Here is a 12,248-nt window from a genome sequence, read left to right on the forward strand (position 1 = left end):
ATATTCGATGAAATTATCCACTCAATACTTTGGGGAAATCCATCAATTCAAATCGTTGAAAGAAGTCTTGGCCAAAGCGAATGAAGAGAAGTCAGGAGATAGGCTTGCGGGCATTGCGGCAGATTCTGTCCAGGAACGGATTGCGGCAAAAGCGGTGCTTAGTGAATTGACTTTGGCAGACATTAGGAACTATCCATTACTTTCTCCGGAAGAGGATGAAGTGTCGCGGATCATAGACGGTCTCATCAATGGGACCATCTATCAAACTGTGAAGAATTGGAGCGTTGCCGAGCTGCGTGAATATATTTTGAGTGACGAAACGACAGGCGAGGATTTAAAGCGAATAAGCAGGGGGTTGAATAGTGAAATGATAGCAGCCGCTGCCAAACTCATGTCGAACCTCGACCTTGTCCATGCTGCCAATAAAATCGAAGTGCTCACCAAGAATAATAGTACGATTGGATACAAGGGAACGCTTGCCTCCCGCCTTCAGCCTAACCATCCGACGGACAATGTCGATGGAATGCTTGCTTCTTTAAAAGAGGGCCTTTCCTATGGAATCGGGGATGCTCTCATTGGAATCAACCCTGTCGATGATTCAGTCGAAAGCGTAAAGAGGCTGCTACATGCGACTCAAGACGTGATTCAGAAGTGGAATATCCCGACGCAAAATTGTGTGCTTGCCCATGTGGCCACCCAAATTAAAGCCGTGCAGCAGGGGGCACCTGCTGACATGATCTTTCAAAGCATAGCCGGGACGGAGGCTGCCAATCGTTCTTTTGGCATTAACGTTCGATTGCTTGAAGAAGCGAATGAGGTCGCAAAGTCCTATGGGACGGGTACAGGTCCACAGCATCTTTATTTTGAAACGGGGCAAGGTTCCGAGTTATCGGCGGAAGCCCATTTTGGAATCGATCAAGTGACGCTTGAGGCCAGGAACTATGGGTTTGCCCGGTATTTTGATCCGTACATCGTCAATACGGTCGTCGGATTCATCGGACCTGAATACTTATATAACAGCAAGCAGGTCATCCGTGCCGGGTTGGAAGATCACTTCATGGGGAAAATGCATGGGCTGCCGATGGGTGTGGATATTTGCTATACGAATCATATGAAAGCGGATCAGAATGATATCGAGGATTTGGGCGTACTTTTAACAGCGGCTGGCGTGAATTTCATCATCGCAACTCCGATGGGCGATGACTGCATGTTAAACTATCAGTCTTTGAGTTACCACGATATAGCGACATTGAGACAAACGATGGATAAGCGGCCCGCACCATTATATGAAGCCTGGCTGGAGAAGATGGGGATTTTGGAAAATGGCAAGTTGACGAAGCATGCAGGAGATCCAACTATATTTAACCATTAGGAGTGGATGAGATGGGAATGAACGATCCATATAATAAGGAAGAATTGGATGCTTTGAAAGCGAATACTCCTGCCCGGATAGGTGTAGGCAGAGCGGGGACACGTCCGAAAACGGATTCTTGGCTTAAATTCCGTTTTGACCATGCCGCAGCCGTTGATGCTGTATATGGTGAAGTTAGTGAGATTCTATTGAAACGCTTGAACTTGTTCAAGGTGAAAACGAGGGCTGGTGATAAAGAAGTGTATTTACGCCGTCCGGATTATGGAAGGAAACTTTCGGATGAAGCGAAGCGGATGATTGAAGCCAAATGCATAAAGAACCCTACGGTTCAAATCATCATTTCCGATGGATTAAGTGCCAAGGCGATCGAAGATAATGTCGAGGACGTCTACTTATCTTTCAAACAATCTTTGGCAGGGGCAAAACTGGATACAGGTACACCGTTTTATATAGAAAAAGGCAGGGTTGCCGTTATGGATGATATCGGTGAAATCCTGAGGCCTAAGGTGATTGTCCTGCTGATCGGCGAACGGCCTGGTCTTGTCAGTGCTGAATCATTAAGCGCTTATATTTGCTATAAACCTTGTTTGGGTACGATTGAAGCGGAAAGGATGGTCATTTCCAACATTCATAAAGGAGGCATTCCACCTGTTGAAGCGGGAGCGCATCTTGGCACGGTCATTCAAAAAATCCTCAAATACCAGGCAAGCGGCATGTCACTCGTGAAGAAAGAAAATGAAGAAGAAATGAGTGCGGAATCAGTATAACAAAATATAATGGAGGAGCATTTGCTCCTCTATTTGCTTGTTCCCAAATTCCATAATCCAAATGGATTGTAAAAGGGATTGTCTTCTTCGTATCTAAAGTCCTGAAGGCCTGTCAAAATATAGTTGGGAGCATCTTTTTGTATGCTAAAGGTTTCACCATTTGTAAAGAGAGGTCGTTCACCTACATGGTAATAATTGAACGTATTCAGTAAAGCGGCCGCTTCTTTCGGACTCATTGTGTTAAGTGTAACGGCATCCGGAAGGCCAAACGCTTTCATTCCGAATGAACAATAATAATCTTCCTCACCAATGATCGTGACAAAATGAGCGTAAACCGAAAGAATATCCGGGTTATGATGAAGCTGCAGCCAATCCATCTTTGAATGGGCAATGCCGGCTGTCTCTATTTTCACTGCCAATCCGCCTGCCCTGAGGATTGCTGCGCCTGCGTCGATCAGATCTGTAACATTTCCTGTATCTGATATATCGGCAATAATATAGACCGTAAAGGTATGATCATTGATTTCCTCTAATAAGCTCTCTGAAAAGGCTCCTTTACTGGCGTAGGAAAAGGTCTCTTTTAAAGTCGGTTCATAATCCTGGACTTCAGCCTGAAAAGTGATGTTCTTATCCTTGTTGTGAAAAATATTTCCGGCTAACAGGTACCCCTCGCCTTTTGAAGCGAGAGTTTGAATCAACGCCGTCCGGTTTTTCCATTTTCCAGGTATCCCGATGATGATTTGGTTTTCCATATATCGTATCTCCTTTCCAATCACTTCATACTATACCACTCTTGATATTTTCCATAGTATTTTATAAACATTAGCGCCAAGTAAGCCTATTTAATGCAATGGAGAAGATGTACAGGACTTTTTCAAAGTTATACAATTGATGTATAATATAATCGAGTAAACGTATATCCTGTCTTCAAATGGTGTTCGTGAGAATTCACTGGTAGGACAAGTATCATAATAATCTATTCGTATATATTCAATGATGAAAGAGAGTGGAATATAATGGGTCGTAAGTGGAATAACATTAAAGAAAAAAAAGCGTCAAAAGATGCAAATACAAGTCGTATTTATGCTAAGTTCGGACGGGAAATTTATGTAGTGGCAAAACAAGGTGAACCAGACCCGGAATCCAATCAGGCATTAAGGGTCGTGCTTGAGCGTGCGAAAACGTACAATGTACCAAGAGCGATCATTGACCGTGCCATTGAAAAGGCAAAAGGCGGTTCGGAAGAAAGCTATGACGAGCTTCGCTATGAAGGATTCGGACCAAATGGATCAATGGTCATTGTTGATGCATTGACGAACAACGTAAATCGGACGGCTTCTGATGTACGTGCCGCATTTGGGAAAAATGGCGGGAACATGGGTGTCAGTGGATCTGTTGCTTATATGTTCGATGCAACGGCTGTAATCGGGATTGAAGGTAAAACGGCTGATGATGTGCTTGAGCTATTAATGGAAGCGGATGTTGATGTACGTGACATCATTGAAGAAGAGGAATCGGTCATCGTTTATGCTGAACCTGAACAATTTCATGCTGTACAGCAAGCATTCAAGGATGTCGGCATCACCGATTTTACTGTGGCGGAGCTGACGATGCTTGCTCAAAATGATCTAGCCCTTCCACAAGATTCTCAAGCACAATTCGAAAAAATGATTGATGCATTGGAAGATTTGGAAGATGTTCAGCAAGTGTATCATAATGTGGATCTTGGTGAATGAAAAAACAGAGCAGACCTTTGATCAAAGGTCTGCTTATTTTATCTTCATGCAAAAGAGCCTGTTTCAATTGAAACAGGCTCTTTCCTTTTGATTATTCTTTTATGACGATTCCGGAAAGTTCACGGTCTTTATTTACCTTCTCCAACTCAGAAATAGTGACCATTTGATAGCCTTCGTCATGAAGTTGTTTGATGATTGTTCCTGCAGCCTGGGCGCTAGTTTGGTAGATATCATGCATTAATATGATTTTGCCATCTTTGGCTTTACTCATCACTTTGCTCACGATTTTCTTTTCATCGCGTTCTTTCCAATCTTCGGGATCGATATCCCAAAGTATGACTTGCATATCCTTCATATTTTCACGTGCATTACTGTTGATCGCACCATATGGGGGACGGATGAGTATTGGCTTTGCACCAGTGGCTTTTACTACAGCGTCCTGGGTTTTTTCGATTTGACTTTTTATTTTGTTTTTGCTTAAGCGCGTCAGCTGAGGATGATCCCATGAGTGGTTGCCGATTTCATTGCCTTGTTCCAGCATTTTTTGCAGAACAACAGGATAGTGCTGTACGCGGCTTCCTAATACGAAAAAGGTCGCATGTGCATTATACTTGTTCAGGTCTTTCAGAATGGACATGGTATGACTTGGATGCGGTCCATCATCGAACGTTAAGGCAATGACCTTTTTGGACGGGTCAATCCATTCATTATGAACGGGCAGCTTTGCGACGATGTGTTTTGGTTGCCATTCCTTTACACGATCCTCATTCAAATCTTGACTTTGATATGAATCTAGCAAACTATTTTTGAACAGTTCCTTCTTGATGGCTATAGTATGAGTCTTAGCTGAGTCATCAGTCTTAACGTAAAATACAAGTGTATTTTTCAAGACAGAAAAAGAATCGAAGTTAGCGGCATTCAGTTTGTTATCCTTTTTAATAAGACTCTTTGAAATGCCTTCTTCTTCCTTCTCGGTTAACTCTTCAAAAACAATATCTGATAAAACGGATAAATAATCGGTATCCGTGGCAAAAATGTCTTCTATGGAGAGCTTACGCTGAGACGGAATATCGTAAGTGAAGGTCCGTGATTCAGACTGCTTCTTTTCTTCCACTTGTTCATATTTTTCGAAGGTGATGGTAATGGTCTGCTTTGAGAAATGGAGGATTGTATACGTGAGGTTAAGCTCAGACGCTTTTACGTCGGAGGCTTTCCATTTCTTTTCGTAATCCTTAATTTCTTTCTTTATGTAAGCGTCTAGTTGCGTGTCGATATTTTCTATATGGAGAACGGGCCTGCTTACTGAATACCCGCCTTTCGTATTATCTTTTAAATACGTTTGAATATCAGCTTCTGGGTAATTTTCATCGCTTGTATAGGCCGAAACGGTTCGCTTTTTATCAAAAGCAAGGCTTTTGATGGCTAATCCCAACGTTCCCGCTGCAGCTGTTAGACAAAATAGAAAAATAAAGACTTTTTTATAATTTAATTTCCTCATGATGCACTCCACCTCGTTTATCATTCTACTATATAGACGCGCCAAAAGCCTTAAAAGTTTGTAAAAAATTTCATTATTTTATATGAAAAAATTTCATTAGCTATTTTCAAACTTTTATAGCAGTTAGTGCGTCTATCCTTTGTACCTAGGATACGTAACTAAAATGTAAGGAGCTCTATAATGCAATGAAAAATCTAGATATGAATCAGTTATTGGCCGCAAGGATAACCGAAAGGCAAGAAAATTTATACAGACTAGCTTTTTATTATGTGAAGAATCAAGAGGATGCGCTTGATATCGTGCAGGAATCGATCAGAAAAGCGTTAGCCTCCAGTAATAAAATCAAAGACGCAGCTTCTATAGATAGTTGGCTATATAAGATCATAGTCCGAACGGCACTTGATATTTTGCGAAAGAAAAAGAAGCTGACCGTCGCCGATGACGAAACAATAGAATACTTACGCAGCGGAGAGGAAGATTACTACCCTGACCTGGATTTGCAAAAGGCACTTGAAGGACTTTCGGTCAAGTATAAGACGGTAGTCATTCTACGATTCTTTGAGGACCTGAAGTTGGAAGGAATAGCGGAAGTGTTGGAAGAGAACGTAAGCACGGTTAAAACGAGATTATATAAAGCACTGCAACTATTACGGATCAACATGACTGAACAGGAGGAAACGAAAAGATGGAAAAAAAATTAAAAGATTTGCGGGAAGGATACCTTCAAACACCGATCCCTAAGGAATTGAAAGATGTCGTTCAAGCAGCCTTGAATGAAAGGCCCAGGAAGAAGCCACGGATTGGCAGGAATATCTTGGTGTCAGCGGCGGCAGCACTTCTGATTGTGACAGCTTCCGTCAACACCAGTCCGGCAGCGGCGAAAGCGATGATTGATATTCCGATAGTTGAAAAGGTCATCAAAATGATCACCTTCGTCGAATGGAAAGAAGAAGTCAATAATTCCTCGGCAGTAATCAAAACACCTGCCATTTCTGGTCTGGAGAATAAACAGCTGGAAAATGGTTTGAATGATAAATACTTATCGGAAAGCAAGCAGCTCTACAAGGAATTCACGGACTCCATGTCAAAACTGAAGGAAGGGGAAAAGGGAAATATCTCAGTGGAAAGCGGATATAAGATATTGACTGATAATGAAACGATCTTATCTGTACAGCGTTATACTGACAAGATTTCTGCCTCCAGTTCTACAGAAAGTCAATTTGATACAGTCGACAAGAAAAACGAAGTGCTTATAACGTTAAATAGCTTATTTAAAGATGATCGCTATCTGCAGGTGATCAGTGAGAACATCAAGGAACAGATGAAGCAACAAATGGCAGAAGATCCGGATAAAATATATTGGGCCGAAGATGATGATCTTACTCCATTTAAAGGCATTGATGAAAATCAAAACTTTTATATAAACAAAGATGGCAAGCTTGTCATCGCCTTCAACAGCTTTGAAGCTGCCCCAGGATACATGGGGGCCGTCGAATTCATCATCCCGACCAAGGTACTCTCAGACCATCTTGTGGGCAATCAATATATTCATTAGAACGGACTTCATTATTCTTATGAGACCCGAAAGGTTTTTAAAACAGGGATGCACCTTAAAAAGACGAACCAACGTTACTTGACTACAGTAACCTTGGCTCGTCTCTTTTTTCATCGAATTTCATCTGATCCAGTTCCAGCCTCATTTTCTCTGTCTCCAAAAGGAAGTTTTCATGCTTAATTTTTTCGAGTTCCAACTCATCTTTGAGCATACTGTGTTTGGTTTTTGATTGTTTCTCAAAATGGCTTGTCAGAATGCCAAGTATGGGGATGGAAAAAATCATTACAACGGTTATGGTACCGAGCATTTTTATGCCTCCTCATTTTGTATTATTTCTATTATACGGTGTATATAACGGTTTTGGTTGGGGTTTTTCCTTATTATTTTTTGGACTTCATTTAATTGGAAAAAGGTAACTAGAGAGGTATTAAACGTAATATCATTGGCAAAGTTAGGGCAATATATCAATAATGACGATTCCTATCAGATGATGTGATTCGCAGTGTAACATGTATGGTGAAAAGCTATTAATATTTATTTTGAAATTAATTATTTAAATATACTAAATATTTGTTTACAACAGAGAAAATAAAAGTTATTATACAATAATAAAAGGAGGGCTAGGTATGGCAACGATAAATAAACAGAAAATTGTGGATAGCGTACCCCAAAAAGGTTTTTTTGGGAACCCGAAAGGATTATTCACCCTTTTCTTTACTGAGTTCTGGGAGCGTTTCTCCTATTATGGCATGAGGGCCATTCTTGTTTACTATATGTATTATGAAGTTTCTAAAGGGGGACTAGGTCTTGATGAAACAACAGCACTTGCCCTAGTATCCATTTACGGATCTTTAGTATATATGTCCGGTATAATTGGCGGCTGGCTAGCCGATAGGATTTTCGGGACTTCAAAAGCCGTATTTTACGGTGGTATCTTGATCATGCTCGGGCATATTGTCCTTGCTGTACCAGGCAGTCTCTCCCTGTTCTTTGTTTCCATGGTACTTATCGTTCTGGGTACTGGTTTATTAAAACCGAACGTCTCCAGCATTGTTGGAGAAATATATGCGGAAAATGATGAGCGCCGGGATTCCGGTTTCAGTATATTCTATATGGGTATCAACGCGGGAGCATTCCTTTCACCGTTTGTTGTCGGTACAGTCGGAATGAACTACAGCTTCCACCTTGGTTTTGGACTTGCGGCAATTGGTATGTTACTTGGACTCATCGTCTTTGTTGCAACAAAGAAAAAGAACTTGGGCCTAGCCGGGACTCTTCCTGCTAACCCTTTATCACAAGATGAAAAGAAAGCGACATTCACTAAACTGGGAATAGCTACATTGATCGTAGCGGCCATCATTGGCATCACTGCTTCTGCAGGTATCTTGACGATTAAGACCTTTATTAATCTTGTAGGTATCCTAGGGATCGTTATTCCGACCCTTTATTTCATTTTCATGTATCGCAGCCCTAAAACAACTTCTGTTGAACGTTCCCGCTTGATTGCCTATATTCCTTTGTTTATAGCAGCTGTCATGTTCTGGGCGATTCAAGAGCAAGGTGCAACTATATTAGCAAGCTATGCTGACAAACGGACACAGTTGAATTTTGCTGGAATAGAAATAAACCCGGCATGGTTCCAATCATTGAATCCTTTGTTCATCATTACTCTTGCACCAGTATTCGCATGGTTATGGATTAAATTAGGTAAGCGCCAGCCAACCATCCCACAAAAATTCTCGTTAGGATTGTTCTTCGCTGGTTTATCATTCTTGGTAATTCTGCTTCCTGTTTATTTCGGCGGATCAGACTCATTAGTCAATCCACTATGGCTTGTACTAAGCTATTTCCTTGTAGTACTTGGAGAACTTTGTCTATCACCTGTTGGACTTTCAGCAACAACTAAATTGGCTCCAGCTGCCTTCTCGGCACAAACGATGAGCTTGTGGTTCCTGGCAAGTGCAGCAGCGCAAGCGCTGAACGCGCAAATCGTCAGATTCTACACTCCGCAAACCGAAATGGCTTACTTTGGCGTGATCGGTGTTGCTTCCATGATCCTTGGACTGGCCCTGTTGGCCTTATCACCAAAAATTCAAGGGTACATGAAAGGCATTCGCTAACACAAGGCCTGTCAGTTTGTTAAGAAAAAGAATATGTATATGAAGAAGATGACCTCTGTATAGGGTCATCTTCTTTTTTTATTCCAAATGTCATTTTTCGTGTTTCTTGCATAACGGGAGTGGGGGATTCAATTCGATATTATTTTGAAATTTTATTTAAGGTTAAGATTCAAAACTTTATTTATTAACTTTTTTTTAATAAGATCCACACTGAACACTAATACAAAAAACAAAATAATCTTGGGAATGTGTCCGATATCCATTAAAAAATAAATGCAAATTCCTAAAATTAAATAAATCGAAAATAGATAATAAAATAAATACCTAGCTATAGAACGAGCTGAGTATCTATCCCAATTCCGCTTAACACAATGGTCTTGCCTAGCCTTTTTTCCAGCAGCAGCTGCTTGAACATTTGATACATTCATACTGAAAAATAATGAAATACTCAAAAGAATAATTAATGCAGGGTTTACGAACATTTTATATATTTTTGCTTTTTTTTGCCATCACTATTACCTCCTGATTATATCCAGTAAATCCATAATAAATTGTTTTTTAACTTTGATAGATTCCAAAAGTGACCAGTGGAATTCCGGAAATGACACCGTTCCTCCTAGTTTTAGGAAAGACAAAATAGCCCTTAAAAAAGGGCTACTGGAAAGTCTTAAAATGTGATTTTACATTGGTTAAATAAACCTTAGAAATGAAAATGAATGATGCTGTGGAAAAGAGTGATTGGCTATTAATTACTCGAATGCGGGCACCTATAAAGTTGGGCAATTGGTTGCATTTTAGGGAAAGTCATACAATAAATACTGAACAATATCCGAAATGAACTCTCAAAGGTTCTTACAATCTTTAGACGGAAATAAAGGACAGTTAACTTTTGGTTATCATTACCAATAATAACAATGATAAGTATTTTCCTCGATAGATAACAAGGTCTATTACTTAGATTTGAAAATTAGAATATATTTCCCTATGTGAGCGTTAATAAGCTACCACTCCAAATTCCTCATTTTACAAAAACATATAGATTTTTCCATTTATTTGTAATAGTATCATCTTTATTAAAAGCTGAATTTTTTGAAAATGGAGGCGGAAAAAATACTTAAAAGAATCGTGCATATTGAAGATTCAGATAGCGCGCTAGATCAAAGCAAACTTATTGGAGCATCTCCAATAGACTCTGTTGTATTCAGTAACATATTTTCTGATAGAACGAAAAAAGCTTCTAAAATGCTATATTCACAATTTAATATGGAGACCACTTTAGCCATACCATATACTGATCAACATTCAAATTTAATGAAAGATTACGTTAGCTTACTAACAGAATTAAAAATTGGAAAAATAATTTTGAAGATTGGAACATGGGGAATCAACAATTCATTCATGGATCCGGGTGGATTCCAGTATCAAAATAAAAAATCAATCCAGGATTTACAATCTTGGATTTCTGATTTAAAAAAAAATCATGATATCCCAATTTATTTACATCCGATTAGACAATTATCACTATCCCCTCAATTATTTTATAAAAAGATAATTACTGAATTGAGTGATTTACATATTCCTTTATCAATCGATTTAGGCTGTGTATTGTCTGACTATAAAAACTGGGGAACGGAGAACAAAAAAGAAATTCTTGGGATTCTTAAAGGAAATCCTTTAATCTCAATGTTTTGGTTAAGCGCTGTTAGAAAGGCTGGAGATGCCTATATACCATGTGCTTGTGAAAGAGTGGATGATGAAATATGGGATATGTTGGGTTTATTAACATGTGAAGATTCTGCATTGATATTAATGACAGACAGACTGTCTAATGATTCACAAATTACTGCGGATATAAAAAAACTAATGAATGTAAAGGGAGCCGTGCCTAAACATGAGTACTTCAATTAAGCATGAGATAGCCTTACAGGATTTGCTTGTGAAAATGAGCATTGACCCTAAGTGGAGTCCAGATATCAAAGGTGGAAAATTCCAGCAAACAGTAAAAAAAATGGGCAAAGAAGAACTGCTTCATGTGAATTTACATGCATTTCATTCAGAAAGAAGAGGAAGGTGGTTACAAATCCTAGCCCATTTAACAACCATATTCTCAAATGGTGTCCCCTTATTAAGCGAAGAATTAAATGCCTCTAATGATAATGAATTAATAGAAACAAGTATATTTAACGAATTCTTTTCATCTCCTTTTTTATGGAACATCGAGTTCAGCATTCCTCACCCCCTAGGCTATGGCAAAGGAATAGAAAAAGCTACTGCTTTTATTTACTTTCTTAGATCGCAAAAAGAAATGCTTCCATTAAAACTGGTGGAACTTTTCGAATTAGAATATGCCATATTCAAAGCTTCCTATAAATTACCTAGCAAAAATACGTCCTTAATTGAGGGGACTCTTTATAAAAACACTTCAGCTACAATTATCAAAACTAAATATGATGTATTAAGCGTAATTGAGGGTAACAATGAATTTCATCCATTATTACCATGCGAATCTTTTTATATCGTTTCACCATTAAATAAGACTTATAGAATAAATGCAGATTACTTTAACCTTTTATCTTCTTACGAGGAAGGATATACAACAGATAATCTTAATGATTCTGAAAGACATATAATTTCTTCTGCCTTAAAACTCAGAATACTTTGTGCTAACGCTTTGGATATAGATGAACAGCTTATTACACTTAAACACTAGCATTAATCAGTTTAGTACATGGATATGATATAGCGCACCAAACCAATAATAAATTTTAATACATAGTGGGGGAAGGAGGAACGTATATGGATAAATCAAATAAAGACCTAGATTTAAATGCAGATAAAAAAGAACTTTCATTAAATGAGTTACAAGAGCTTGTTGCTCCCGGGTTTCTTGAAGCCAATCCAAATGGTGGCTTACGAGATGCCGTATTAGGCCAGCTTCTTGGGCCACGTACTGATAACTAATTTTAAGGAGGGGAAGATTATATGGAAAAAATAAAAAAGAATACCGAACTAAATTCCGATAATAAAGAACTTACATTAAATGACCTGCAAGAACTTGTAGCACCTGGTTTTCTGGAAGCTAATCCAAACGGTAGCTTAACGGATGCCGTATTAGGCCAGCTTCTTGGACCACGTGTTGATAATTAAAGAGTAATTGACTAGTATTTAAATTTATTATTTTTGGTGCGTTATGCCATATC

The 12,248-nt window shown here is 39.1% G+C and carries 12 protein-coding genes and 1 pseudogene; 10 read left to right on the forward strand and 3 right to left on the reverse strand.

Going from position 1 to position 12,248, the window contains the following annotated elements; translation table 11 throughout:
• Positions 1-7 precede the first annotated feature (7 nt).
• Both LQ203_RS13370 and eutC read left to right on the forward strand, forming a co-directional pair.
• Complete coding sequence (locus LQ203_RS13370; RefSeq protein WP_230158828.1) at positions 8-1,372, forward strand: ethanolamine ammonia-lyase subunit EutB; 1,365 nt, start codon at positions 8-10, stop codon at positions 1,370-1,372.
• A gap of 14 nt (positions 1,373-1,386) precedes the next feature.
• Positions 1,387-2,139, forward strand: a pseudogene (gene eutC, locus LQ203_RS13375) (ethanolamine ammonia-lyase subunit EutC); the annotation flags it as partial.
• A gap of 29 nt (positions 2,140-2,168) precedes the next feature.
• Here the strand turns inward: eutC and LQ203_RS13380 are convergent.
• Complete coding sequence (locus LQ203_RS13380; RefSeq protein ID WP_230158829.1) at positions 2,169-2,891, reverse strand: DUF4261 domain-containing protein; 723 nt, start codon at positions 2,889-2,891, stop codon at positions 2,169-2,171.
• A 264-nt stretch (positions 2,892-3,155) separates the two neighbouring features.
• On the opposite strand from LQ203_RS13380, the gene LQ203_RS13385 reads away from it, so the two are divergent.
• Positions 3,156-3,875, forward strand: a complete 720-nt coding sequence (locus LQ203_RS13385) for a YebC/PmpR family DNA-binding transcriptional regulator (protein WP_230158831.1) — start codon at positions 3,156-3,158, stop codon at positions 3,873-3,875.
• Positions 3,876-3,966: 91 nt separating this feature from the next.
• On the opposite strand, the gene LQ203_RS13390 is transcribed toward LQ203_RS13385, so the two are convergent.
• Positions 3,967-5,373, reverse strand: coding sequence for a polysaccharide deacetylase family protein (locus tag LQ203_RS13390; RefSeq protein ID WP_230158833.1), 1,407 nt, complete (start codon positions 5,371-5,373; stop codon positions 3,967-3,969).
• Positions 5,374-5,558: 185 nt separating this feature from the next.
• Here LQ203_RS13390 and LQ203_RS13395 point away from each other — a divergent pair, with 185 nt between their 5' ends.
• The gene (locus tag LQ203_RS13395; RefSeq protein WP_230158835.1) at positions 5,559-6,074 is read left to right on the forward strand and encodes a sigma-70 family RNA polymerase sigma factor; all 516 of its coding nucleotides are present in this window, start codon (positions 5,559-5,561) and stop codon (positions 6,072-6,074) included.
• A complete protein-coding gene (locus LQ203_RS13400) occupies positions 6,059-6,928 on the forward strand; it encodes an anti-sigma-V factor rsiV (protein ID WP_230158840.1) in 870 nt (289 codons plus the stop codon). Before LQ203_RS13395 ends, LQ203_RS13400 begins: the two co-directional genes overlap by 16 nt.
• Before the next feature lie 82 nt (positions 6,929-7,010).
• Here the strand turns inward: LQ203_RS13400 and LQ203_RS13405 are convergent, their stop codons facing one another.
• Positions 7,011-7,235, reverse strand: a complete 225-nt coding sequence (locus tag LQ203_RS13405; protein ID WP_230158841.1) for a hypothetical protein — start codon at positions 7,233-7,235, stop codon at positions 7,011-7,013.
• 319 nt (positions 7,236-7,554) lie between these two features.
• Here LQ203_RS13405 and LQ203_RS13410 point away from each other — a divergent pair, with 319 nt between their 5' ends.
• The 5 genes from LQ203_RS13410 (at position 7,555) to LQ203_RS13430 (ending at position 12,195) form a co-directional block, all read left to right on the forward strand.
• Positions 7,555-9,048, forward strand: coding sequence for a peptide MFS transporter (locus LQ203_RS13410; protein WP_230158843.1), 1,494 nt, complete (start codon positions 7,555-7,557; stop codon positions 9,046-9,048).
• 1,095 nt (positions 9,049-10,143) lie between these two features.
• Positions 10,144-10,956 carry a hypothetical protein gene (locus tag LQ203_RS13415; protein ID WP_230158845.1) on the forward strand — a complete coding sequence of 271 codons (813 nt, stop codon included), beginning with the start codon at positions 10,144-10,146 and terminating at the stop codon, positions 10,954-10,956.
• The gene (locus LQ203_RS13420; RefSeq protein ID WP_230158847.1) at positions 10,940-11,758 is read left to right on the forward strand and encodes a hypothetical protein; all 819 of its coding nucleotides are present in this window, start codon (positions 10,940-10,942) and stop codon (positions 11,756-11,758) included. The genes LQ203_RS13415 and LQ203_RS13420 overlap by 17 nt, the downstream gene beginning before the upstream one ends.
• An 86-nt stretch (positions 11,759-11,844) precedes the next feature.
• On the forward strand, positions 11,845-12,009 hold the full coding sequence (locus LQ203_RS13425) for a hypothetical protein (RefSeq protein WP_230158848.1): 165 nt from the start codon (positions 11,845-11,847) through the stop codon (positions 12,007-12,009).
• A 21-nt stretch (positions 12,010-12,030) separates the two neighbouring features.
• Complete coding sequence (locus tag LQ203_RS13430) at positions 12,031-12,195, forward strand: hypothetical protein (RefSeq protein ID WP_230158850.1); 165 nt, start codon at positions 12,031-12,033, stop codon at positions 12,193-12,195.
• Positions 12,196-12,248: the final 53 nt, after the last annotated feature.

Source organism: Peribacillus sp. Bi96, from assembly GCF_918698115.1.
In the GTDB taxonomy this organism is placed as follows: domain Bacteria; phylum Bacillota; class Bacilli; order Bacillales; family DSM-1321; genus Peribacillus.

Excerpts from the sequence above, each read along its gene's own strand:
- LQ203_RS13370 (WP_230158828.1), top strand. The coding sequence starts at position 8 with ATGAAATTATCCACTCAATACTTTGGGGAAATCCATCAATTCAAATCG.
- LQ203_RS13380 (WP_230158829.1), bottom strand. The coding sequence starts at position 2,891 with ATGGAAAACCAAATCATCATCGGGATACCTGGAAAATGGAAAAACCGG.
- LQ203_RS13385 (WP_230158831.1), top strand. The coding sequence starts at position 3,156 with ATGGGTCGTAAGTGGAATAACATTAAAGAAAAAAAAGCGTCAAAAGAT.
- LQ203_RS13390 (WP_230158833.1), bottom strand. The coding sequence starts at position 5,373 with ATGAGGAAATTAAATTATAAAAAAGTCTTTATTTTTCTATTTTGTCTA.
- LQ203_RS13395 (WP_230158835.1), top strand. The coding sequence starts at position 5,559 with ATGAAAAATCTAGATATGAATCAGTTATTGGCCGCAAGGATAACCGAA.
- LQ203_RS13400 (WP_230158840.1), top strand. The coding sequence starts at position 6,059 with ATGGAAAAAAAATTAAAAGATTTGCGGGAAGGATACCTTCAAACACCG.
- LQ203_RS13405 (WP_230158841.1), bottom strand. The coding sequence starts at position 7,235 with ATGCTCGGTACCATAACCGTTGTAATGATTTTTTCCATCCCCATACTT.
- LQ203_RS13410 (WP_230158843.1), top strand. The coding sequence starts at position 7,555 with ATGGCAACGATAAATAAACAGAAAATTGTGGATAGCGTACCCCAAAAA.
- LQ203_RS13415 (WP_230158845.1), top strand. The coding sequence starts at position 10,144 with ATGGAGGCGGAAAAAATACTTAAAAGAATCGTGCATATTGAAGATTCA.
- LQ203_RS13420 (WP_230158847.1), top strand. The coding sequence starts at position 10,940 with ATGAGTACTTCAATTAAGCATGAGATAGCCTTACAGGATTTGCTTGTG.
- LQ203_RS13425 (WP_230158848.1), top strand. The coding sequence starts at position 11,845 with ATGGATAAATCAAATAAAGACCTAGATTTAAATGCAGATAAAAAAGAA.
- LQ203_RS13430 (WP_230158850.1), top strand. The coding sequence starts at position 12,031 with ATGGAAAAAATAAAAAAGAATACCGAACTAAATTCCGATAATAAAGAA.